The following is a 24,130-nucleotide window of genomic DNA, read 5'->3' as shown; positions in this document are numbered from 1 at the left end:
TCAGTACCCAGAGGTATTCGCCATGTGGTGGACTAAATCGAACAAGAACGGCAAGCCGGAATCCCGTGAGCTGCCGTTGAAAAACCTGGCCACTGGTGCATACCCGCCTGCCCTGGCGATGGCGTTGGAACAGCGGATGATGTTCGACGGCGCGGTAGCGGCCACCACCCAGGAGGCCGCCGCCACCGCCGAGAGCCATGCCGCGCCCACGGACACCGCGCAGCCCCATGACAATGCGCCGGCCATCGCCGCCGCGCCCACCACCAGCGAGCACGGGAGCACGGTGGTGTTTGTCGATTCGCGGGTGTCGGATGCGGACAAGCTGCTGCAGGGCGTGAGCCCGGATGCCAAGGTCGTCTACCTCGATGCGACCAAGGACGGCGTCAAGCAGATGGCCGACTACCTCAGCCAGCACGGTGGCCAGGACTCGATCCAGATCATCGCCCACGGCAACCAGGGCGATATGTGGCTGGGCACCAGCTACCTCAACCAGAACACCCTGGCGAACTACAGCCAGTCCCTGGCCCAGGTGGGCTCGGGCATCAAGGCCGGCGGCGACATCCTCATCTACGCCTGCAACACCGCAGGCGGCGATACCGGGCGTGCGTTCGTCGACTCCCTGGCGTCCCTCACCGGGCGTGATGTGGCGGCCTCTGATGACCGCACGGGCAGCCGCGGCGACTGGACCTTGGAAATCACCACCGGGGCGATCGAGGCCACCTCGGCGCTCAGCAGCGCCAGCACGGCCGCCTATGGCCATGACCTGGCGACCATCACCGTCACCAGCGGCGGCGATTCGGGAGCGGGCACGCTTAGGAACGCCATCAATGCTGCGCTGTCAGGCGACACCATCACCTTCCAGTCGAACATGACGGTCTCGCTGAGCAGCGGCGAACTGACCATCAGCAAGAACCTGATCATCGACGGCGACCTGAACAACGACGGCGTGGCCGACGTGATCCTCGATGCCAACCACAGCAGCCGGGTCATCAACATGTCCGGCGGCACCGTGACACTGGACGGCCTGGTGATCACCAAGGGCCTGGTTTCCGGCGCCGGCGGCGACTACAACAGCCTCAACGGCAAGGACGCCCTGGGGGGCGGCATCTACGTGGGTGGGGGTGTCCTCACCATGAAGAACTCCAGCATCACCGCCAACAAGGCCGCCGGCGGCGGCGGTAACGGCGGTGGCGCCGGCTATGGCTATGGCGGCGGTGGCGGCGGCGGATTTGCTTCGGTCGGTGGCGGCAGGGGCGGCAGCTACAACGGCGGCATCAACGGAGGAACCGGGGGTAGCGGGATCGGCGGTACCGGGGGCAACGGTGGTTCGCCCGCTCAGGCCGGCAAGGGCGGCAGTACCTCCGGTGGCGCGGGCGGCACAGGTGTGCCGGGCCTGGCTGCGGGGGGCAACGGCGGTACGGCCGGCAGCGCCGGCACGGGCTACATCGGTGGTGGCGGCGCAGGGACCGGTGCCTCTGCCGGCAGTGGGGGCGGTCGCGGCGGCAATGCTGCCGGGGGCATGTACATCGCCTCGGGGGCCACGGTCTACCTGGCGTCCACCAGTATCACCAACAACCTTGGCGCCGGCGGTGGCGGCAGCGGCAGCAGCGACAACGTCCCTGGCGCCAATGGCGGCCAGGGGGTAGGCGGGATCTACAACCGGGGCACGCTGTATTACGAAAGCGGAACCGTCACCAGCACCAGCAACTATGGCCGTGGGGGCGCTGGCGGGGCAGGACAGAACTCCCAGTCTCCAGGCAGTACCGGAGCCGGTTCGAACAGCGGCAACGAGTCCATCGTCACCGGCAGCGGTGGCGTGACCGACTCGACCTGGACCTCCAACGCCGCGCCGACCCTAGGCAACCTCAACGGCGACAGCGTCGCCTGGGCCGGTGTGGGCAATACCGTGCGCCTCGATGTGGGCAGCAACGCCAGCCTGGCCGATGCCGAGTTGGGCGCGCTGAACGGCGGCAACGGCAACTGGTCCGGCGCCAGCCTGGTGATCCAGCGCAACGGCACGGCAGTGAGCAGCGACGTGCTGGGTTTCGACACCACCGGCGGGCTGTTCACCATCAGCGGCAGCAACCTGCAATCGGGTGGGCAGACCTTCGCCACCTTCACCAATACCGGCGGCGTACTGACCATCACCTTCACCAGCAGCGGGACGACAGCAACCACGGCCCTGGTGAACGATGTGGCGCAGCGCATCACCTACCGCAGCGACACCCCGGCTGGCGATGCCAACGTCAAGGTCACCCTCAACGACGGTGCCGGCGCCAGCGCCACCGCCAACGTCACGGTGGCCACGGACTTCATCTACGTCACCAACAGCAGCGACACCGCCACCATCGATGCCAGCAACGGCACGAGCTTCAGCGAGGCCGTCGCCATCGCCGCGGCCGACAGCACCGGCAGCCAGACCATCGTCTTCGCCAGCAACCTGGCGGGCCAGACGCTCAACCTCAATGCCGGGTCGATCAACGAGAGCCTGACCTTCGACATGGACCAGGCCAGCGGCCTGATCCTCACCGGCGGCACCCTCACCCTGGGGGGCGGCACCACCCAGACCTTCACCCATGGCGCCGGCGATACCGCCACCATCAGCAGCGTCATCGCCGGCAGCGGCGCCCTGACCAAGGCCGGGGCGGGCAACCTGACCCTCTCCGGCTCCGGCAACACCTTCAGCGGCGCCACCACCATCAGCGCGGGCACCCTGACGGTCAGTGGCGGCGATGCGCTCGCTTCCAACACCAGCGTGTCGGTCGCAGCCGGTGCCACCCTGGCCCTGGCCGGCAACGAGGCGCTGGGCAACCTCTCCGGTGCCGGCTCGGTGACCCTGGGCAGCTTCAACCTCACCAGCAACCAGACGGCGGACACCACCTTCTCCGGCGGCATCAGCGGCACCGGTGGGGTGACCTTCAACCAGACCGGGGCCGCCACCTACTCGACCACGCTTTCCGGCACCAACACCTACACCGGCGCCACCGTGCTCGCCAACTACGGCTGGCTGAAGCTCAACGGCGACGCCTCCATGGCTGACACCAACGCCGTGCGGGTCAATGGCAACAGTGTCCTGACGCTGCTCTCGGACCAGACCGTCGGCAGCCTGGCGAGCAACAACGCCAACGCCAGCATCCAACTGGGCAGCTACACCCTGACCGCCGGGGGCGACAACACCAGCACCGCGGTGCTCGGGGTGATTTCCGGCACCGGCTCGCTGGTCAAGCAGGGCAGCGGCACCCTGACCCTGTCCGGCAGCAATACCTACGGTGGCACCACCACCGTCTCCGCCGGCACCCTGTCGATCGCCGGCGACGGCAACCTGGGCAGCGGGGCCGTCACCCTGGCGGGAGGCACCGTGCTCGATGTCACGGGCGCTACCACCATCGACAACGCCATCGTCCTTGCCGGCAATAGCAGCATCGGCAACAGCAGCGCCGTCGCCCTCAGCGGCGTGATCAGCGGTGCCTTCGACCTGACGAAAACCGGCAGCGGCACCCTGAGCCTGTCCGGCAGCAACAGCTACGGCGCCACCTATGTGAGCGCCGGCACCCTGTCGATCACAAACGACGGCAACCTGGGTTCGGGCGCGGTGAACCTGGCCGCCGGCACCACCCTGGCGCTCACCGGCGCCAATACCATCGACAACGCCATCGTGCTCGGCGGCGATGCCTCGGTGAGCGCCTCGGCCGCCGCGACCCTGTCGGGTGTGATCAGCGGCGCCTTCACCCTGACCAAGACCGGCGCCAGCACCCTGACCCTGTCCGGCAGCAACAGCTACGGCACCACCACCGTCAGTGCCGGTACCCTCAGCGTGGCCAGCGACGGCAACCTCGGCAGCGGCACGCTGACCCTGGGCGCCGGCACCACCCTGGCGGTGACCAGCGCCACCACCCTCGACAATGCCATCGCCCTGAGCGGCAGCGCCGCGGTGAACACCGGGGCCAATACCACCCTGTCCGGGGTGATTAGTGGCAGTAACAACCTGACCAAGACCGGCGCCGGCACCCTGACCCTGACCGGCAACAACACCTACAGCGGCAGCACCAGCGTCAACACCGGGACCCTGAGCATCGCCAGCGACGCCAACCTCGGCGCCGGGGCACTCAACCTGGCCAACGGCACCACCCTGCAGATCACCGGCAACACCACCCTCGACAACGCCCTGGCGCTGACCGGCCTGGTGACCGTCAATGCCGGCGCTGCGGCCACCCTGTCCGGGACCATCAGCGGTACCGGCAACCTGATCAAGGCCGGCGCCAGCAACCTGACCCTGTCCGGCAGCAACACCAACACCGGCACCACCACCGTCTCCGCCGGCACCCTGGTGGTCGACGGCAGCACCGCCAGCGCCACCACCGTGGCCAACGGGGCGACCCTGGCCGGCAGCGGCACCCTGGGCGGCGACGTCGTCGTGCAGAGCGGCGGCACCCTGTCCCCGGGCGGCGCGGGCGTCGCCATCCTGACCGTCAACGGCAACCTGACGCTGGCCTCGGGCAGCACCCTGGCCCTGGACATCAACGGCACCACCGCCGGCACCGGCTACGACCGGGTGGTGGTCAACGGCACCGTCGACGTCTCCGGCGCCGCCCTGGCGGTCACCCATGGCTACGCGGCCGGCAGTGGCGACAGCTACACGGTGATCGTCAACGATGCCGCCGATGCCGTCACCGGCACCTTCAGTGGCGTCAGCGAGGGTGGCACGTTCAACGCCGCCGGCAACGGCACCCAGCTGACCACCAGCTACATCGGCGGCAGCGGCAACGACCTGTCCCTGACCGCGCCCATCGCCCCGACCGTTACCAGCGTCTCGTCCAGCACCGCCAACGGCACCTACAAGATCGGCGATGTCATCACCGTCACCGTGCGCTTCGATTCGGCGGTCAACGTCACCGGCACCCCGACCCTGACCCTGGAGACCGGCGCCACCGACCGGGTGCTCGACTACCTGTCCGGCTCGGGCAGCGACACCCTGAGCTTCACCTACACCGTGCAGGCCGGCGACAGCTCCGCCGACCTCGACTACGCCTCCACCTCGGCCCTGAGCCTCAATGGCGGCACCATCAAGGACGGCGCCAACCAGAACGCCATCCTCACCCTGGCCACCCCCGGTGCGGCAGGCTCCCTGGGCGCCAACAAGGCCCTGGTGGTGGACGGCGTGCGCCCGGCGGCCACCAGCATCACCCTCAGCGACACCAACCTGCGGATCGGCGAGACCGCTACCGTCACCATCACCTTCGCCGAGGCGGTGACGGGGCTGGATGCGGGCGACCTCACCGTGGCCGGCGGCACCATCGGGGCCCTGAGCAGCGCCGATGGGGGCATCACCTGGACCACCACCTTCACCCCGACCAGCAACCTCACCAGTGGCACCAACGTCATCACCCTGAACAACACTGGTGTGATGGACCTGGCGGGTAACATCGGCAGCGGCAGCACCGACTCGGGCAACTACGCCATCGACACCCAGCGCCCAACCGCCACCATCGTGGTCACCGACAGCGTGCTCAAGGCCGGGCAGACCACCACCGTCACCATCACCTTCAACGAGGCGGTGACCGGGCTGGGCATTGGCGACTTCCTGGTCGACAACGGCACCCTCAGCGGGCTCAGCTCCAACGACGGCGGCATCACCTGGACGGCGACCCTGACGCCCAGCGCCACCATCACCGACACCAGCAACCTGATCACCCTGGACAACACCGGGGTGCAGGACCTGGCGGGCAACGCCGGCAGCGGCAGCACCGATTCCAACAACTACGGCATCGATACCCAGCTGCCCACCGCCACCATCGTGGTCGCCGATACCGCCCTGAAGGCCGGGCAGACCACCACCGTCACCATCACCTTCAGCGAAGCGGTGACCGGGCTGACCACGGCGGACTTCAGCGTGGCCAACGGCGCGCTGAGCAACCTCAGCAGCAGCGACGGCGGCATTACCTGGACGGCGACCCTGACGCCGGGGGCCAACGTCACCGACAGCACCAACGTCATCACCCTGAACAACGCCGGCTACACCGACCTGGCAGGCAACGCCGGCCTCGGCAGCACCGACTCCAACAACTACGCCATCGACAGCATGGCGCCGGCGGTGACCTCGGTCACGGTCCCGGCCAACGGTACCTATGGTCCTGGCCAGAACCTCGACTTCACCGTCAACTTCGGCGAGGCCGTCACCGTCGATACCCTCGGTGGCATGCCGCGCCTGGTCATCACCCTGGACACCGGCGGCACCGCCTACGCCGAGTACCTGAGCGGCAGCGGCACCACCGCACTGGTGTTCCGCCTGGTGGTCACCAGCGGCCAGGCCGATGCCAACGGCATCAGCGTCGGCGGCGCCCTCCAGGCCAACGGCGGCACCCTGCGCGATACCGCCGGCAACGACGCAGTGACCACGCTCAACAGCGTCGGTGATACCAGCGCCGTGCTGGTGGATGCAGTGGCTCCCCGGGTTACCGATATCGCCCTGGACGGCACCTCGCCCACCACCAACAGCTCGGTGAGCTTCACCGTCACCTTCAGCGAGGACGTCACCGGGCTCGACCTGGCCGACTTCAACCTGCTCACTGGTGGCAGCGTCAGCGGCACCCTGCAGTCCCTCGTGCAACTGACCGGCAACACCTGGCGTGTCACCGTCAGCGGCATCACCGGCCAGGGCAGCCTGGGCCTGTCGCTGCCGGCCATCGCCAGCGGTGTCGCCGACGGTCAGGGCAACGCTATGGTGGATTCCTACTCCACCATTGGCTACCAGATCGGCTCCCTGGACAACGGCGACCCGGAATTCCGTGCCAACCCGCCGGTGACCACGCCGATCGAGGCTCCGGCGCCGCTGCAGCCCACCGTGCCCAGCGCGCCGCCGCCCTCGACCACCACCTCGCCGCTGATCCCGCCGCCGCTGTTCGAACAGCCGACCCTGGGCAGCGGTATTCCCACCGTGGGCAACATCTTCATCAACAACGGTGCCCTGGCGCCCAGCTTCATCGCTCAGGTGTTCGCCAGCAGCGACAGCAGTAGCGACGGTGGCGGCGCAGGCTTCCTCGGTTTCGGTGGCGGGGATGGCGGCGTGTTCGGCGCCAGCACCTTCTCCGGCCTGTTCAGCAAGGACAAGCCCCAGGAGAGCAACGAGAAGATCTTCGACAAGCAACGTAGCAACGGGCAGGGCGGGCGCAGCTTCGGCGCGCCGACCCTGGGCCAGCAGCTGCATGAGATGAAGGAAGCCGAGCAGCGCCAGGTGCGTCAGCTGGCACAGGCCCTGGGCCAGGCCGCGGGGACGGCCGCCCGAGCATGAAACGAAATGGGGCAATCCAATCACCAGCCGTACCAGGGGGCGGCACAAGGATGACCAACAATTACAAAGCGTTTGCGGCCAGTTTGCTGGCCTTGGCAATCAGTGGCTGCGCCGTAACCAGCCAGCCTATCGACAAGAGCGTGAGCGAGGAACGTGCACGCACCGACCTGCAGACCATGTTCCAGGGCCAGGAGCCGCTCTCCGGCCCGCTGACCCTGCACCAGGCCATGGCCCGTGCGGTGAAGTACAACCTCGAAGCGCGCCTGAAGGTGATGGAGCAGGCCATGGCCGAGCGCCAGCTCGACCTCGCCAGCTTCGACATGCTGCCGCGCATGGCACTGTCCGCCGGCTACGCCGGGCGCAACAACGTCAGCGCCTCCAGCAGCCAGAGCATCGAGACCGGCACCCAGTCCCTGGAACCGTCCACCTCGCAAGACCGCGACCGCGGCGTGGCGGACCTGACCATGGTGTGGAACGTGCTCGACTTCGGCGTCGCCTATGTCAGCGCCAAGCAGCAGGCCGACCAGCGCCTGATCGTTGAAGAACGCCGCCGCAAGGTCATCCACACCATTACCCAGGACGTGCGCTCCGCCTACTGGCGCGCCGTGGCGGCCGAGCGCCTGCTCAAGCAGATCGACAGCCTCATGGGCCGCGTGGAGCAGGCTCGCGAGAACAGCCGCCACATGAGCAACCAGCGCATCGGCGATGCCGTGCAGGTGCTGGCTTACCAGCGCGCGCTGATCGAAGCCACGCGCCAGCTGGAAGACCAGCGCCGCGCCCTGACCCTGGCCAAGACCGAACTGGCCGCGCTGATCAACCTGCCGCTGAGCACCAGCTACCAGCTGGCCTCCACCGAGGGCTACAGCGTGCCCGAGCTGAAGGTCGACTTCACCAGCCTGGAGCAGCAGGCCCTGGCCAGCCGCCCCGAGCTGCGCGAGCAGGACTACCAGGCGCGCATCAGCGCCGCCGAAACCCGCAAGGCCATGTTGCGCCTGCTGCCCGGCCTGGAGTTCTCCGCCGGCGGCCACTACGACAGCAACAGCTTCCTGGTGAACCAGAGCTGGGCCGACTACGGCGTGAAGGTCACCTGGAACCTGTTCAACGTGCTCTCGGCACCGGCGGCCATCGATGTTGCCAAGGCCGGGCAGAAAGTCGCCGATGCGCGTCGCCAGGCGATGTCCATGGCGGTGCTGGCCCAGCTGTACGTGGCCAACGCCAACTTCCACGAGGCCCAGCGCCAGTTCCAGACCAGCCAGCAACTGGCCGACCTGGACGGGCAGATCGCCGAGCAATTGCGCAACCGCTACAGCACCCAGAGCATCGGCGAGCTGGAGCTGATCCAGGGCGAGCTGAACACCCTGCAGGCGCAGCTCAAGCGTGACCTGTCCTATGCCGACCTGCGCAACGCCTACAGCCAGCTGTTCATCAGCGCCGGTGTCGACCCGCTGCCGGACGCACTGCCGGACGCCAACCTCTCCACCATCGCCGGGGCCTTGGCCAACAGCGAATCGCGTTGGGAGAACGGGGATATCGGCACCGCGAAGTAACCCTCGCGGTTCGATGGGAAAAAGGGGCTTCGGCCCCTTTTTTCATGGGCAAAAAACCGGATCGGTTGCGCGTAGGCCGGGTGAAACCCGACGGGTTCGGCAGCCTGCACTCGCGGGTTGCACCCGCCCTACGGGGCGGTGTGCATGCTGGCGACCCTTGGCGTTTGGGGGAGGGGCGACGCTGGGCTTGTGCCCGGGCGCCAACCCGAGGGCTCAGTGAACGCTCTGCGCCTGCTCTTCGAACAGCCGCTGGGCGGTGCTCAGGCGTTCCAGCTCGCGGCGGACCATGGCGGCGTATTCCGGCGGCTTGAGCTGGTACAGCTCGGTGGCGACCCAGGCCAGCCAGCGCGGGCCAAGGGCCGCGCGCTGGTCCAGCAGGCGCAGCGCGTCGGCGAGGGCGCGCTCGGCGTTGTCCTGGTGGAAGCGTTCGCGGCCCATGGGCTCAGTTGGCCTGCAGGCCGACGTAGATGTTCTGCACGTCGTCGTGGTTGTCGAGGGCGTCGAGGAAGGCCTCGACCTCTTCCAGCTCGGCACCGGACAGCGCGACCGGGTTCTTCGCTTTGTAGCCCAGGTTGGCCGAGGCCACGGTGAAGCCGAACTCCGGCAGCGCCTTGCACACGGCGTCCAGGTCGGTGGGGTCGGAGTAGAAGGTGGCGCCTTCGTCACCGGCTTCGAAATCCTGGGCGCCGGCTTCGATGGCGGCCAGTTCCGGGTCGGCATCGGTGCTGGCCGGTTCGGCCTCGATCATGCCCAGGTGGTCGAAGTCCCAGGACACCGAGCCGGAGGTGCCCAGCTGGCCCTTGCGGAACAGCACGCGGATCTCGGCGACGGTGCGGTTGAGGTTGTCGGTCAGGCACTCGACTATCACCGGCACGCGGTGCGGGGCGAAGCCTTCGTAGAGGGTGCGCTCGTAGTTGACCACTTCACCGGTGAGGCCGGCGCCTTTCTTGATGGCGCGCTCCAGGGTGTCCTTGGGCATCGAGGCCTTCTTGGCCTGGTGCACGGCAAGGCGCAGCTTTGGGTTCATGTCCGGGTCGGCGCCGTTACGGGCGGCGATCATGATTTCCTTCACCAGCTTGCCGAAGATCTTCCCTCGGGCGTTGGCGGCGGCTTCTTTAGGTTTGGCTTTCCACTGGGCGCCCATGGCGTTTCTCTCGCAGGTTGCACGGGGAGCGGGGCGCTGCCCGCTCATGACAGGTGGGCGATTCTACCGGGCAGGCGGGGGCGCCTGCCAGTTGCGGCGCCGGTCGGTGGGGTCGCACCCCCGGTGCCGCAACCGCTGAGCCCAGACCTGGGCTTAGAAGGCCGAGCGCACGACGCCGCCGTCTACGCGAAGAGCGGCGCCATTGGTGGCGGAGGAAGCCTCGGAGCAGACATAGACCACCAGGTTGGCCACTTCCTCCGGGCGGGCGAAGCGCTTGAGCAGCGAGGTGGGGCGGGCGCTGGTGAAGAACTCCTTCTCGAAGGACTCGAAGCTCTGGCCGCCGGAGAGCTTGTCGACGAACTCGCCTACGCCTTCGGAATGGGTCGGGCCGGGCAGCACGGCGTTGACCGTGACCCCGGTACCGGCGCAGGTTTCCGCCAGCCCTCGGGAGAGGCCCAGCTGCGCGGTCTTGGTGACGCCGTAGTGGATCATCTCCGTCGGGATCTGCACGCCGCTCTCGCTGCTGATGAACACCACGCGGCCCCAGTTGCGCGCCTTCATGCCGGCCAGGTAGGCGCGGGTCAGGCGCACGCCGGACATGACGTTGGTGTCGAAGAAGCGTTGCCAGTCCTCGTCGGGGATGTCGTCGAAGGGCTTGGGATCGAAGATGCCCAGGTTGTTCACCAGCACGTCCACTTCCGGGTGGTGCTGCACCAGCCGGGCGATCTCTTCGGGCTGGGTGAGGTCGCCCGCGAAGCCTTCGACTTTTGCATCGGGCTGCTGAGCGCGCAGGCGGGCGAGGGCCTCGTCCACCGAACCCTGGCTGCGGCCGTTGAGGATCACCCGTGCACCCTCGCGGGCCAGGCCGGCGGCGATGGCGAAGCCGATGCCCTTGGTGGAGCCCGAGACCAGGGCGCGTTTGTGGGTCAGGTTGAAGTTCATGTTTCCTCCGGGGGGGTGGGGAGCGATACCGGAGATTGGGTATAGACGCTTTATTCGCCCCGCGCCGTAGCCCGGGCTTCAGCCCGGGAGAATCAGGGTGTGCGCCGGGTACTGCTGCCGGTCAGATCCGCCCCGCCAGTTGGCGCGCATCCTCCAGCCAGCCGGCCAGGCGTGCCTCGCTGGCGCCGCGTATCGGCCCCAGCGGCAGCGTGCGCACCGGGGTGATGCCGCAGAATTTCAGGGTGGTGCGCTCCATCTGGTTCAGCCCCGGAGCGCGGTAGACCCAGCGGAAGTACCAGGGCGGCGTATCGAGGGGGACCAACTGGTGAGCCGAGCGGCCCTTGAGCAGCCGCGCCGGGAAGGGGTTGCCCTTGCGGTAGGCGAAGGCGAAGCCCGGCAGCAGGATGCGGTCGAGAAAGCCCTTGAACAGCGCCGGCACACCGCCCCACCAGATGGGGTAGACGAAGCACAGGTGCTCGGCCCAGGTGATCAGCTCCTGGGCATGGAGCAGGTCCGGCTCCAGTGGCTGGATGCGCCGGTAGCCCTCGTGAAGGATGGGGTCGAAATCCAGCTGGTGCAGGTACAGCGTGCGCACCTCGTGGCCCGCCGCCCGAGCCGCCTGTGCATAACCTTGCGCCAGTGCCGCGCAGTAGCTCTCGCCGGAGGGATGCCCGAGTACCACCAGGACGCGTTTCGTTGCCATGTGCCACCTGCCCATTGAAGGAAAGGCGGCAGTCTGGCGTCTGCCCCTAGGGGCAGAGTCAAGCCTCGTGCAGCAGGGCGCCGCGCTGGGCGGGTTCGGTGGCGCAAAGGGCCTGGTCGGCCTGGGGCTGGCCGCCGATGCAGGCATGGATTTCCTCGCCTATGCGGCCCAGCTGTGCGTCCAGGCGTTGCAGCCGGCGGATCTCCGCACGCAGGGCGGCACGTTTGTCCTGCAGGCGCTGGTACAGCTCGGGCCAGTCGGGCTCTTCGCCACCGGCCAGCAGGGGATGCAGTTCGGCCAGGCGGAAACCCACCGATTGCGCCTGGCGGATCAGCAGCACCTGCTGCAGGTGGCGCTCGCCATAAACGCGATAGACGCCCTGGCGCGGCACCGGGCCGAGCAGTCCCTGCTCTTCATACAGGCGGATGGCCTTGGCGCTGGCGCCGGTGCGGCTGGCGAGTTCGCCGATGTGCATGGTGGGCGTCCCTGTGGGTGAGAGAGGGATGACGGTAATGGCTGGTCGCGAGTCGTTCAATGGCGGTTTGATGCGGGGATGAAAACGGTGGGCTGAAGCCCACCCTACGCCCACCCCACGCCCTCCCGCCCAGCCTTTGCCTGCGACCTTGCGGCGCGTGGGGCGGGGCTCGGCAGTGGCGGGGGCGGTCGCTACAATGCCGCCTTTTTCGAGGAGTTAGGGCCTTGAGCACCCCATCCTTTGGCGTCGGCGATGCCTCCTACCAGGCCGCTGGCGGGATCGACGGCCTGCGCCGTCTGGTCGACGACTTCTACCGCCTGATGGACGAGCTGCCGGAGGCCCGCGACCTGCGTGGCATGCACCCGGAGAGCCTGGAGCTGTCGCGGGACAAGCTCGCCAGCTTCCTCAGCGGCTGGCTCGGCGGCCCGCGCCTGTTCAGCGAGAAATACGGCTCCATCGCCATTCCCGCCTTCCACGCCCAATGGCCGATCGACGAAGCCCGCAGCGCCGCCTGGCTGCTGTGCATGGAGCGGGCGATTGCGCTGCAGGGCTACTCCAGCGAATTCGCCGGCTACCTGCTGGCCCAGCTGCGCATCCCCGCCGAGCGGGTGGTGCAGGCCAGCCGCAACCGCCACGGCTGACGCTTGCCCGTCATCCTCCGCCATCCATACTTGCCGGGCCGGCCCCGGCCAAGTCCCTATCGAGGTCCCCATGAAACCCGTACGCATCGTCGCCCAATGGGCTGAAGACGAAAGACAAACCCTGGTGATCGTCGCCCTGCAGGCCGACGACATGAGCATCGAGAAAACCGTGGAAGCCTTCGGCTACGTGAAGGACTACGACGACGAAGACCGCCTATACGTGCGCTACCCCTTCGTACTGGAGGAGTACTCCGACACCGAAGCACTGATGGACTGGGGCGCCCTGGACGACACCCGCACCCTGATCGACCTCTACGGGCGCCGCATCGTCCCCGGCGAAGCGCTGATCCGCAACGAACGCGGCGAGCGCTACGACTACCAGGTGGTTTCGGTGGAGCCGTTCGTGCCGGCGTGATTCACAGGCACATGTGCATGGTGTCGCAGCTGTAGGGGAGCAGTGCCAGAAAGTAGGCAAAGGTGAATGCCATCAGGCTGGGCAGCAGGTGCAGCAGCGCCTTGAGCGGCTTCACCCGCAGAAAAAGGGCCCCGACCGTGAACACCAGCGCCAGGACGGCGCAGGAGATTTTGTAGGGGTGGTCCCATTGGGCGGGCATCTCATCCATCAGGCGACCGCTGATAACCATTAGTATGAGAGCCGTTATGTAGGCGACGCCGATGCTGAAGAGGGACAGCCAGACTGCCTTCTGCTGCGGTTCTCGGCGTGACTGCCACACCATGAAAATCAGTGCCAGGAAAATGATGACGCACATCACGGCAGCCGTTACCTGCAGGTCCATCGATAATGGGTAGCGCATTTCACATCCTTTTGATTTAGAGGCAGACGGGCGTGGTGGCGCAGCCGTAGATGAACAGCGCCGGCACGTAAGCGATGGCGAAGGACAACAGGCTCGGCAACAGGTGCAGCAGGGCCTTGAGTGGGCTGATTTGCCAGCGCAGCGTACCGGCCGCGAATACGGTGGTGAGCGTGGCGCAGGCGAATGCGAAGGGATGGTCCAGTCGCGGGTCCATGTCCTCCAGCAGCAGGCCGCTGGCCACCAGTAGCGCGATGGCCACCAGATAGGCGGCACCGACGCTGAACAGGGACAGCCACAGGGCCTTGTATTGCGGGTTTCTGCGGGCGATGCCTATCACGCCGGCCATGCCCAGCAGGATCAGGGCACAGGCGCAGGCGGCAAAGCTCAGTACGTAGGGCGTCAGCGGGTAGCGCACTTCACATCCTTGTCGGGTCGGGGCGTCCGTCGCCCTGTTTGCGCAAAAAGCGGCGGGCAATCTTGGCAGGGCCGATCAGCGCTCGCAATGCGCCTCAGGCATCCCGCAGCAGGTCGTGGGCGTTGAGCAGGGCGTAGAGGATTTCCGGGTGTTTCTCCAGGCCACGGCGGATGGCGCTGGGGATGGACTGGCGGGTCTTGCGGCAGAGGCCGGCCTGCTCGGCGATGTCGATCTCGATGCCGCGCCCGCTGCGCACCTCGTTGAAGCCGGGGGCGATGGCCAGGCGGATGCCGAGCTGCTCGAACATCTTCTGTTGCATGCGCCCGAGGTCGTCGAGGCTGCTGATATTCTCCAGCCGGTCGAGCAGGCGCAGCTCTTCCTGGCGCGTCAGGCGCAGGATGCGCAAGTCGGCGCCGGGCGCGTCCAGCAACTGGTCGCGCTCGCAGATGCAGGTGCCGGGCGGGCAGGGGTTGCGCAGGGGGAGGGTGGCCGTCATGCATCGATCATAGCGGCAGCCTGGCGCGCTTGCGTAGGGCCGACCAGCGCCTGATTGCCCCGTGCTGCACATTTTCCCGCTTCGGCTGTCCAAATCCCATGATCGGGCCCGCCGGGCCTTGCGCCCGTGCCTGTGGATCAAGCAGGCTGGGCCGCGCCAGGGGTGATATCGCATTGCGCTGGACGGATTGGAATCGCGCATCATGAGCGCTATCAGCTAAGGGAGGTTTCCATGGGGGGTATGCATCGCGTGTCGCGGCTTGCGGCGTTGACGCTGGGAATGGCACTGGCGGCTGGAGCCATGGCCAGCGAGGAATCGCAGCTGGTCGAGTCGATCAACCTGTACCGCAGCTCGGTGCAGAGCTGCGCCGGCGAGGCGTCCCTGGAGCTGCCGCCGCTGGCCGCGGACCCGCGCCTGGTGCTCTCGGCCAGCAGCATCGGCGACCTGCAGCAGGCGCTGGCGCAGTCGTCCTACCCCATGGTCAACGTGCAGGCCATCAGCCTGTCCGGCCCCCGTGACGCCAAGTCCGCCATGGGCGCGCTGCAGGAAAGCTTCTGCCATGTGCTGCTGGACCCACAGTTCGTCGATGTCGGCGTGAGCCGCGAGGACCGCGACTGGCGCATCGTCCTCGCCCGGCCGCTGTTGGCCGCCGCCCTGGGCAAATGGGAGAAGGAAGGGCAGACGCTGCTGGAGCAGATCAACGCCGTGCGCGCCCAGCCCCGCCAATGCGGCGGGCAAGCCTTCGCCGCCACCACGCCGCTGGCCTGGAACGCCACCCTGGGCACCGCCGCCGAAGGCCATGCGCGCTCCATGGCCAACCAGAACTACTTCGACCACAAGGGCCGCGACGGCCGCACCCCCGGTGACCGCGCCGAGCTGGCGGGCTACGTCGGCCAGCAGATCGGCGAGAACATCGCCGCCGGCCAGGACAGCGCGCGCAAGGTGCTCGACGGCTGGCTCGCCAGCCCGGGCCATTGCGCCAACCTGATGAACCCGCACTACCGCGAGCTGGGCGCCGGCTACGCGGTGGACCCCAAGAGCGATGCGGGCATCTATTGGACGGCGATGTTCGGGACGCAGTGACGAGGTTGGTTTGGGGCTCCGCTTGATGGGATTCGCTGCGCTCTTCCCATCCTACGAGGGCCGGTCCGTAGGATGGGTAGAGCCTGGCGAAACCCATCGATATCCCCGGGCTGAAGCCCAGGCTACCTGTGATGTTTCACCCCGCGACAGCAGTAAATTCCATTAAGTTCCATGAAAACAAGCGAAGCGGCGGGCATCTCCGCCCTTCGTCGGTTTCCGTGTCGATTCTTTGACAGGCCATGCCTCGCTTCCTATACCCAGAACCTTCCCATGGAATCCTGGTAAGGAAGCACCGATGACCCCTTCCCCGAAACCGGTCTGCCTCAAGGCAGGCGCCTTTCCCCGTGCGCGGCTGGCTTGCGCGGTCACCCTGGCCCTTGGCGGGCTGGTGGCCCCCGAGGCCTTCGCCGATGACTGCCCGACGCGGCTCAGCGGGCGCCTGGAAAGCACCTGCACGGTGGCGGCCGGCAGCGACCTGCAGGTCACCGCCAGCGGGGCCATCGAGGTGACGGAGGGGCCGGCGGTGCTCATCGACCACGCCGATGACGGCGCCAGCACCCTGCGCAACAACGGCACGCTCTCGGCCGTCGGCGGCCTGGATGGCGACGGCGCGACCGTGCGCCTGCAAGGCACCGAGGTGACCGGCAGCCTGCTCAACAACGCCAGCGGGGTGATCCGCTTCGAAGGGCTCACGGTGAACGGTGGCGACGCCGCCCTGCGCCTGGACGACAGCACCCTGCATGGCGCCATCGTCAATTCCGGGCTGATCGACGGGCAGGACCCGGCCGACGGCCTCTACCTCAGCGGCAGCCGGGTCGACGGCGCGCTGCGCAACAGCGGGACCATTCTCGGTTCCACCGGGGTGAGCCTGGTCGACAGCAGCCTCGGTGGCGATATCCGCAACAGTGGCACCATCACCGGCCAGGCCAACGGCATGGACATCGCCGGCAGCGACATCCTCGGCAGCATCCGCAATTTCGGCACCCTTGAGGGCACCGACGGCTGGGGCCTGTACGTCACCGATACGCGCATCGGCCTCGATGTGGTGAACACCGGCAGCATCGGTGCGGGCTCCTTCCCTTCGGTGGCGTGCGCCTGGCCGACACCGATATCGCCGGCTACCTGATCAACGCCGGCGACATCGACACCGGCTCCCTCGGCACCGGCCTGGTGATGCTGCGCGGCAGCATCGGCCACGACCTGAACAACCGCGAGCGCATCGCCGGCAACAACGGCATGAGCGTCAACTTCGTCACCCTCGGCGGCGACATCCGCAACAGCGGCACCATCGAGGGCCGCTTCAACCCGGATGGCGGCGGCTTCGGCTGGAACTCCACCGGCACCACCGTCCACGGCAAGGTGGTCAACAGCGGCACGGTCAAGGCGGCGACCACAGCGGTGAACTTCGACGACGTGCAACTGGACGGCGGCTTCTACAACCGCGGGCGCATCGAAGGCGCCACGGGCCTGGTGCTTGACGGCAACACCGTGATCGGCGGCGGGCTGACCAACAGCGGCGTGCTCCAGGGCGACGACTACGCGCTGCGGGTGGGCGACGAAGCGACCCTCGACGACCTCTACATCGCCGGGGCGAACAGCGCCCAGTTCATCGGCGAAGTGTTCGCGCCGCGTACCCGGGTGACGCTGTTCAGCGACGCCGGCTACACCCTGCAGGACGGCAATCTGTTCACGGTCGATGAGTTCGTCAACCGCGGCGTGCTCTCGGTAGCCGCCGCCAACGCTGCCGGCGCCTCGGCCAAGGCCACCATCGATGGCGACTACCGCCAGGCGGCGGGCGCCGTGCTACGCCCCCAGGTGCAGGACTCCACCCACTACGGGCAACTGGTGGTCACCGGCACCGCCACGCTGCCGAGCCAGGCGCGCTTCGACGTGGACGTGGCCAACCCCGGCCAGGCCTTCGACGTCGACCGCCTGCAGGACGTGCTCAGCGCTGGCACCCTGCAGTCCGACGGCACCTTCAACGTCACCAGCAACTCGGCGCTGTTCGACTTCGGCGCGGTGAAGGACGGCAACACCGTCGACCTGACCCTCGCCGCCAAGTCCGCCGATGGCGTCGCCACGGCCGCTCGCAGCGCCGGGCTGGATGCGGGCGGCGCGGCCCAGGTGATCGACCAGCAGCTCGCCCAGGGCAGCGCCAGCGCCTTCACCCCCTACTTCCTCAGCGCCACCAGCACGGCCGAGGTGGCCAGCAGCCTGGCACAGAGCCTGCCGATGAACAGCGACGCCCTGCGCAGCAGTCAGTTCGCCCTGGCCGCCATCGGTGACGCGGTGCAGGGGCGCCTGCAGTCCGCCACCGGGCAGCTGGCGGTGGACGGGCTGGCCGCACCCGGCGATTCGGTCTGGAGCCAACCCTTCAGCTACTGCACCGGCCGCGCCGACGGCAGCGCCCTCGATGCCGCCAGCGGCACGGTGTTCGGTTTCGACACCCGCACCTCGGCCAGCTCGCGGGCGGGCGTGGCCTTCGCCTATGCCGATGGCGGCACCGGCCGCAGCGAGCAGGGCGGCCAGCAGAGCAACCGCCTGGGCATGTGGCAGTTCCTCGGCTACAGCAGCCACACCCTGGCCCCGGACACCGAGCTGATGCTCTACGCCGGCGCCGGGCAGAACCGCGTGGAGGGTGAGCGCGGCATGGCCATCTCCGGGCTGCGCGGCACCGCCAAGGCCGACTACGACAGCCTGGTGACCACGGTCGGCACCAGCCTCGGCAAGGCCTTCCAGCTCGGCGAGGACTCGCGGCTGCTGCCCTCGCTGCGCCTGGACTACAACCACATCCACGAGGATGCCTACCGCGAGCGCGGCCCCGGCAGCCTGGCGCCGTTGTTGCTGGAGGTGGATGCGCGGGACACCGACCAGCTGATCGCCGGCTTCGACGGCAAGCTGGAACATGCCATCGCCCCCAACCTGCGGCTCAAGGCCAGCCTGGGCGTGGGCTACGACCTGATCAACGAGGACGGCGCCCTCACCGCGGCCTTCGCCGGTGCACCGGGCCAGCGCTTCACCACCACGGGCGAGGCGCCTAGCCCCTGGCTGCTGCGCAGCGGCTTCGGCATCGCCCGGCAGTTCGACAATGGCGCCGAGCTGTCCCTGGACTACAGCGCCCAGGCGCGCGGTGACTACGACGATCAGGCGGCGTCACTGCGGGTGAACATGCCGTTCTGAAACGTGCCTGCGCTCGGTGATGCTTCGTTAAAAACGGGGTCGGAATGCTCATTTACAGCTCGTAAACTCCGCTTCCTCACCCGTTTTTACGCACTGGCGCGCGCCCTTCGGGCCAGCCTCCGGCTGTTACTCCCGTTGGTCGTTGCGCCTCGCCTGACCGTCGCGCGACGACTTTTCGTATAGAGCCTAGAGCGCGGTCAGGATCGGTCCGGCTCGTCGAGAAACTCGGTGGCCTCGCTGCCGTCGGCGTTGAGCTGGAAGATGCGCGCCGGGCGCCCCTGTTCGTCGAAGAACACCTGGCCGAGGCCGGCGGAATTCCACAGGCGCTCGCCCGCCTTGCTGTGGGCCGGGGTGCGTGGCACCACCTGCATGCGCCGGCGCTTGGTGAACCAGTTGAGCGGCGAGTGGGGCGAGTAGAGCCAGCGGTTGAGGCGGTCGAAAACGTCCAGCAGGCGCCGGGGGAATTCGTTCTTCACGCCGCTGCTGGTGATCTGCCAGATGCGCGGGCCCTGCTTGCGATGGCGGATCAGCACCTCGTAGACGAAGGAGTAGTGCACGTCCCCCGAGAGGATCACGTAGCTGCCCGGCGTGCGCGAGTGGCGGAAGATGTTGAGGATCACCTGGGCCGCGCCGCGATGGGCCATCCAGTTCTCCGCGTCCACCAGCAAGGGGTGGCCGAACCAGCTGAAGACCTTCTGCACCGCCTCGATCAGCTTCACGCCGAACACCGGCGCGGGCGAGACGATGATGGCCGAGGGGTGGTCGAGCAGCTCGTGCTGCAGCTCGCTCAGGGCTTCCCAGTCCAGCAGGCCGGAGGGGCGCTTGAGGTTCACCTCGCTGCGCCAGCGGCGGGTGCGGGTGTCCAGCACCAGCAGGGCGGGCGTGGTGGGCAGCGTGTACTGCCAGTGGTTGAAGGCCAGCAGCTCGTCGATCAGGTCATCCAGCGCCGGGCTGTCGAAGTGGCTGTCCGCCTGCGCGCTGGCGGTGAGTGCCTGGATCTTCTCCAGCAGCGTGGTGAAGGCATCCGGGTCGTTGCCCCAGCCCTGGCAGAGCAGGTAGGCGAGCAGGGCGTTGCCGATGATGCGCTTGGAGAAGGGGTGGCCGTAGGCGGTCTGCTCCCACTGGGCGGAGAGGTTCCAGTCGTCGGTGATGTCGTGGTCGTCGAAGATCATCAGCGTCGGCAGGTGGGCGAACACCCGCGCCGCGCCCGGCAGGCTCTCGCGGAAGGCCTCCAGGCGCTGGCGTTCCAGCTGGTAGCGCTCGACCTTGTCCGCCGGCAGCGACGGCATCTCGGTTTCCAGCAGCGTCCAGGGCAGCGGCGACCACACCAGCAGGTACATGGCCAGCACCTCGGCCAGGGTCACCAGGTGGTTGTCGGCGTTGCTGCTGGTGAAGATGGGTTTCTTCGCACCACCGAAGAAGCGCTCGCGCAGCGTTTCGTTGCTCTCCAGCGCCGGCAGCAGGTCGGCGCGCCGGTAGTAGCTGGCCGGGTGCCGGTACAGGGCCTGGCTGTCGTCGACCACGGCACCGTCCAGGCGCTCGTCGAACAGCCCGAGGCGGGCGATCAACTGGTGGATGGCGCGCAGCATCGGCCCGGCCACATCGTCGGCGTAGACCTGGTCGCCACTGAGCATCAGCAGCGCCGGGCGCTGTTCCGGCGCGGGTTGCGCGGCCAGCAGGCGGTCCGCGCAGAGCAGGCCCTCCGCCGCCGGGTGATGGGGCTTGCGGCAGGAGCCATGGAGCAACTGGTCGATGCGCGAGCGCAGCACGAAGCCCGGCTGTTGCGCCTTGCCATAGAGCAGGTGCGGCGCCCACTGGGCGATGCCCTGGTCGTCGAAACGCAGGTCGTAGTCGATCTGCCGGTCGCAGGGCAGGGGCGCGTCCAGGCGCAGGTCGATCAGGTGCAGGAAGGCATGCCGCCCCAGCTGCACCACCTGGCAGGCCTCGCCATCGAGGCGGTGATCGCGGGTTTCACCCTCGATGCTCAGCCGCAGACTCAGCGCCAGCTCGCGGCTGGCCACCAGCCACAGCACCACGCGCTGCGCCTCCAGCCGCCGCAGCATGGGGCCGGCGAGAACGGGCGGAAGGTGATCGGGCGTGGCGAGCTGGGGTGCGGGCATCGGGGCGAAGGGTAGCGGACGGACAAGCGCGGAAGAATAACGCGACTGGCCAGGGTGGCTGAACAGCAAGGGCGACTGTTCTGTTAGCGGGCGTGACAGGGTTCTGTTCAGCCGGATACGTCGATCGCGAATGAATTCGCTCCCACGGGGAGGGGCGCGCTTCGCCCAAGGCCGCAATCCGTAGCGCGGGTGAAACCCGCGAGGCCATGCACCGCAGGTGTCGGCTTGCACCCGACCTACATGCCCCTCGGGAGCCACCCTTGTAGGAGCGAATTCATTCGCGAAAAGAGCTCCAGCGGGCCAATGAATTCCTCCCGGCACCCTTTGCTCAAACCGCCTTGACGATCTGCTCCCGCAGCCACTGGTGCGCAGGGTCGCGGTGGGAGCGTTCGTGCCAGAGCATGGCCAACTCGTAGCCGGGGACTTCCAGCGGGGCGTCGACCACCTGCAGGGTGCCACTGTTGCCCACCAGGCGTTCGGGGAGCATGGCCACCAGGTCGGTGCTTTCCAGCACCGAGCGCAGGAACAGGAAGTGCGGCACCGAGAGCACCACGCGGCGCTCCAGGCCGTGCTCGGCGAGGGCCGCGTCGGTAACGCCGGAGAAGCCGCCGCCATCGGGGGAGACGATCACCTGGTCGAGGGTGCAGAACTGCTTCAGCGTCGGGCGTCGCTTCAGGCGCGGGTGGCCGGCGCGGCCGGCGAGTACGTAGCGCTCGGCGAACAGGGTGCGGCGGCGCAGGTTGAGGGGTGAGCCTTCGGCGGTGTGGAAGGCCAGGTCGATATCGCCCAGCTCCGCCTGCTTGGCGATGCGCGAGGGCATCATCTCGACCACGGCGATGCGGGTGCCCGGTGCGGCGGCGCGCAGGCCGGCGAGGGCGGGCAGGAGGATGGCCGATTCGCCGTAGTCGGTGGCGGCGACGCGCCAGGTGTCCCGCGCCTGGGCCGGGTCGAAGGGGCTGGCCGGGGCCACGGCGCGCTCCAGGGCTTCCAGGGCCTGGCGCAGCGGCTCGCGCAGCTCCTCGGCGCGGGCGGTGGGGCGCATGCCGCGCGGGCCGGGCAGCAGCAGCGGGTCGTCGAAGATCTCCCGCAGCTTGGCCAGGTGCACGCTCACCGAGGGCTGGGAGAAATTCAGGCGCTCGGCGGCACGGGTGACGTTGTGCTCGGCGAGCAGCACGTCGAGGGTCACCAGCAGGTTGAGGTCCAGACGCCTGAGATTATTCATTCACATACCTGGAATATGGGTTATTCATTTCCAATATACCTGGCGCAACACCATCCTGCGCTCATCCCGTTATGGAGGTTTGCCATGAATGTTCTGATCGTCTTCGCCCACCCCGAACCCCGCTCGCTGAACGGCGCGCTGAAGGATTTCACCGTGCAGCGCCTGCAGGCCGCCGGCCATGCCGTGCAGGTGTCCGACCTGTATGCGATGGGCTGGAAGTCGCCCATCGATGCCGGCGACAGCCTGGACCGCGACCCCGAGGCGCGTTTCGATGCCTCGCAGGATTCCAGGCGCGCCTTCGCCAGCGGCCGGCAGAGCGCGGACATCGCCGCCGAGCAGGACAAGCTGCGCTGGGCGGATGCGCTGATCCTGCAGTTCCCGCTCTGGTGGTTCTCGATGCCGGCGATCCTCAAGGGCTGGGTCGACCGCGTGTATGCCTACGGCTTCGCCTATGGCGTGGGCGAGCATTCGGATGTGCGCTGGGGCAACCGCTACGGCGAGGGGTCGATGGCGGGTAAGCGGGCGATGTTGCTGGTGACCACCGGCGGCTGGGATTCCCACTACAGCGAGCGCGGCATCAACGGCCCGATGGACGACCTGCTGTTCCCCATCCAGCACGGCATCCTGCATTACCCCGGCTTCGACGTGCTGCCGCCCTTCGTGGTGCACCGCACCAGCCGGGTCGACGCGGCCCGCTTCGCCAGCATCCAGCAGGAGCTGGGGCAGCGCCTGGACAGGCTGTGGAGCACCGAGCCCATCGCCTATCGCCAGCAGAATGCAGGGGATTACGAGATTCCCGCGTTGACCCTCAAGCCCGAGGTGGCGCCGGGGGAGGCCGGGTTCGCGGCGCATGTGAAGCGGTAGGGCAGGTGGGGCGAGGCTGGATCGGCGGCAATGGTAGAGGCCATGCCGGCCCTTCGCGAATGAATTCGCTCCCACAGGGCTCGCCGGAAGCACCGTGCGGAGGTGCTACGGCGCGGGTTCATCCTGTCGAGTCTTCAGGGCGTCGATCCAGCATCCCTGGGCTGAAGCCAAGGCTACGAAGCCCTTCGCGACTCAGCAGAAACGACGACGGGAGCGCTGGGCTCCCGTCGTTTGGATCAATGGGCCTGGTTGAGGGTCAGGCGCATGTGGCGGTTCACATCCTTGTACAGCAGGTAGCGGAAGCGACCCGGGCCACCGGAGTAGCAGGCTTGCGGGCAGAAGGCGCGCAGCCACATGAAGTCACCGGCTTCCACCTCGACCCAGTCCTGGTTCAGGCGGTAGACGGCCTTGCCTTCCAGCACGTACAGGCCGTGTTCCATCACGTGGGTTTCGGCGAAGGGGATCACGCCGCCCGGCTCGAAGTTGACGATGTTCACGTGCATGTCATGGCGCATGTCGGCCATGTCGACGAAGCGGGTGGTGCTCCAGCGGCCTTCGGTGTCCGGCATCACGCGCGGCTCGATGTCCTGCTCGTTGGTGACGAAGGCGTCCGGCAGCGGTACGCCGTCGACCTTCTGGTAGTGCTTGCGGATCCAGTGGAAGCGGGTGTGCTGGCCACTGGTGTTGCGCACCTTGTAGTCGGCGCCCGGCGGAATGAAGGCATAGCCGCCCGGTTGCATGCTGTGCACCTGGCCTTGCAGGGTCAGGGTCAGCTCGCCTTCGACGATGAACAGCACCGCTTCGGCGTTGGGGTCCTGCTCGGGCTTGTCGCTGCCGCCCTGGGGAGCCAGTTCGACGATGTACTGGGAGAAGGTCTCGGCGAAGCCGGACAGCGGGCGGGCGATGACCCACATGCGCATGTTGTCCCAGAAGGGCAGGTGGCTGGTGACGATGTCACGCATCACGCCCTTGGGGATCACGGCATAGGCTTCGGTGAACATGGCGCGGTCGGTGAGCAGCTCGGTCTGTGCCGGGTGCCCGCCGTGCGGCGCGTAATAGGTGGATTTGGCCATGGGGTATTTCCTCATTGTTGTCTTGCTGCCCGGCGCGTGCGGCGCCGTGGTGAGCAATGGTGCGGAGCGGCGCGCCGTGGGGCGCTGGCCGTCGCTGGAGAGCACGATATCCAGCGATCTAT

The 24,130-nt window shown here is 67.9% G+C and carries 19 protein-coding genes; 8 read left to right on the top strand and 11 right to left on the bottom strand.

Annotated features, from left to right (window positions below; genetic code table 11):
- Positions 1-22 precede the first annotated feature (22 nt).
- Entirely contained in the window at positions 23-7,288 is a 7,266-nt protein-coding gene (locus tag RTW82_RS17325) for an Ig-like domain-containing protein (protein ID WP_316925824.1), read from the top strand.
- Positions 7,289-7,338: 50 nt separating this feature from the next.
- Positions 7,339-8,835: a TolC family protein gene (locus RTW82_RS17320; protein ID WP_271658628.1), complete on the top strand. Its 1,497-nt coding sequence runs from the start codon at positions 7,339-7,341 to the stop codon at positions 8,833-8,835.
- A 213-nt stretch (positions 8,836-9,048) separates the two neighbouring features.
- Here RTW82_RS17320 and RTW82_RS17315 read toward each other — a convergent pair whose 3' ends face one another.
- From RTW82_RS17315 to RTW82_RS17295, 5 genes are all read right to left on the bottom strand, one after another.
- A complete protein-coding gene (locus RTW82_RS17315; RefSeq protein WP_021222081.1) occupies positions 9,049-9,273 on the bottom strand; it encodes a hypothetical protein in 225 nt (74 codons plus the stop codon).
- 4 nt (positions 9,274-9,277) lie between these two features.
- Complete coding sequence (locus tag RTW82_RS17310; RefSeq protein WP_316925823.1) at positions 9,278-9,979, bottom strand: YebC/PmpR family DNA-binding transcriptional regulator; 702 nt, start codon at positions 9,977-9,979, stop codon at positions 9,278-9,280.
- Positions 9,980-10,132: 153 nt separating this feature from the next.
- Entirely contained in the window at positions 10,133-10,921 is a 789-nt protein-coding gene (locus tag RTW82_RS17305; protein WP_316925822.1) for an SDR family oxidoreductase, read from the bottom strand.
- Between the two features lie 121 nt (positions 10,922-11,042).
- Positions 11,043-11,624: an NAD(P)H-dependent oxidoreductase gene (locus RTW82_RS17300; protein WP_316925821.1), complete on the bottom strand. Its 582-nt coding sequence runs from the start codon at positions 11,622-11,624 to the stop codon at positions 11,043-11,045.
- A gap of 58 nt (positions 11,625-11,682) precedes the next feature.
- The gene (locus tag RTW82_RS17295; RefSeq protein WP_316925820.1) at positions 11,683-12,099 is read right to left on the bottom strand and encodes a MerR family transcriptional regulator; all 417 of its coding nucleotides are present in this window, start codon (positions 12,097-12,099) and stop codon (positions 11,683-11,685) included.
- Between the two features lie 224 nt (positions 12,100-12,323).
- Here RTW82_RS17295 and RTW82_RS17290 point away from each other — a divergent pair, with 224 nt between their 5' ends.
- Together RTW82_RS17290 and RTW82_RS17285 are read left to right on the top strand one after the other, a co-directional pair.
- Positions 12,324-12,740, top strand: coding sequence for a group II truncated hemoglobin (locus tag RTW82_RS17290; protein WP_316925819.1), 417 nt, complete (start codon positions 12,324-12,326; stop codon positions 12,738-12,740).
- A gap of 70 nt (positions 12,741-12,810) precedes the next feature.
- Entirely contained in the window at positions 12,811-13,155 is a 345-nt protein-coding gene (locus RTW82_RS17285) for a hypothetical protein (protein ID WP_316925818.1), read from the top strand.
- Between the two features lies 1 nt (position 13,156).
- On the opposite strand, the gene RTW82_RS17280 is transcribed toward RTW82_RS17285, so the two are convergent.
- From RTW82_RS17280 to RTW82_RS17270, 3 genes are all read right to left on the bottom strand, one after another.
- Entirely contained in the window at positions 13,157-13,555 is a 399-nt protein-coding gene (locus RTW82_RS17280) for a hypothetical protein (protein ID WP_043245125.1), read from the bottom strand.
- Positions 13,556-13,571: 16 nt separating this feature from the next.
- Complete coding sequence (locus tag RTW82_RS17275) at positions 13,572-13,970, bottom strand: hypothetical protein (protein WP_316925817.1); 399 nt, start codon at positions 13,968-13,970, stop codon at positions 13,572-13,574.
- Between the two features lie 94 nt (positions 13,971-14,064).
- Positions 14,065-14,466 carry a hypothetical protein gene (locus RTW82_RS17270; RefSeq protein ID WP_316925816.1) on the bottom strand — a complete coding sequence of 134 codons (402 nt, stop codon included), beginning with the start codon at positions 14,464-14,466 and terminating at the stop codon, positions 14,065-14,067.
- Between the two features lie 240 nt (positions 14,467-14,706).
- On the opposite strand from RTW82_RS17270, the gene RTW82_RS17265 reads away from it, so the two are divergent.
- The 3 genes from RTW82_RS17265 (at position 14,707) to RTW82_RS17255 (ending at position 18,729) form a co-directional block, all read left to right on the top strand.
- On the top strand, positions 14,707-15,549 hold the full coding sequence (locus RTW82_RS17265; RefSeq protein ID WP_169708491.1) for a CAP domain-containing protein: 843 nt from the start codon (positions 14,707-14,709) through the stop codon (positions 15,547-15,549).
- A 295-nt stretch (positions 15,550-15,844) separates the two neighbouring features.
- On the top strand, positions 15,845-16,675 hold the full coding sequence (locus tag RTW82_RS17260) for a hypothetical protein (RefSeq protein ID WP_316925815.1): 831 nt from the start codon (positions 15,845-15,847) through the stop codon (positions 16,673-16,675).
- Positions 16,639-18,729, top strand: coding sequence for an autotransporter domain-containing protein (locus RTW82_RS17255; protein WP_316925814.1), 2,091 nt, complete (start codon positions 16,639-16,641; stop codon positions 18,727-18,729). Before RTW82_RS17260 ends, RTW82_RS17255 begins: the two co-directional genes overlap by 37 nt.
- A gap of 197 nt (positions 18,730-18,926) precedes the next feature.
- On the opposite strand, the gene RTW82_RS17250 is transcribed toward RTW82_RS17255, so the two are convergent.
- Both RTW82_RS17250 and RTW82_RS17245 read right to left on the bottom strand, forming a co-directional pair.
- Positions 18,927-20,849 (bottom strand): alkaline phosphatase D family protein, encoded by a 1,923-nt coding sequence (locus tag RTW82_RS17250; protein WP_316925813.1) that lies wholly within the window; start codon positions 20,847-20,849, stop codon positions 18,927-18,929.
- 328 nt (positions 20,850-21,177) lie between these two features.
- Entirely contained in the window at positions 21,178-22,071 is an 894-nt protein-coding gene (locus RTW82_RS17245) for a LysR family transcriptional regulator (protein ID WP_316925812.1), read from the bottom strand.
- 84 nt (positions 22,072-22,155) lie between these two features.
- On the opposite strand from RTW82_RS17245, the gene RTW82_RS17240 reads away from it, so the two are divergent.
- Complete coding sequence (locus tag RTW82_RS17240) at positions 22,156-22,935, top strand: NAD(P)H-dependent oxidoreductase (protein ID WP_316925811.1); 780 nt, start codon at positions 22,156-22,158, stop codon at positions 22,933-22,935.
- A gap of 236 nt (positions 22,936-23,171) precedes the next feature.
- On the opposite strand, the gene RTW82_RS17235 is transcribed toward RTW82_RS17240, so the two are convergent.
- Entirely contained in the window at positions 23,172-24,008 is an 837-nt protein-coding gene (locus tag RTW82_RS17235) for a bifunctional allantoicase/(S)-ureidoglycine aminohydrolase (RefSeq protein ID WP_021222068.1), read from the bottom strand.
- Positions 24,009-24,130 lie beyond the last annotated feature (122 nt).

Source organism: Pseudomonas sp. zfem005, from assembly GCF_032621735.1.
Lineage (GTDB): Bacteria > Pseudomonadota > Gammaproteobacteria > Pseudomonadales > Pseudomonadaceae > Metapseudomonas > Metapseudomonas solani.
The sequence above is the reverse complement of the archived record's forward strand: the minus strand, read 5'-3'. Positions and strand labels throughout refer to the sequence as shown.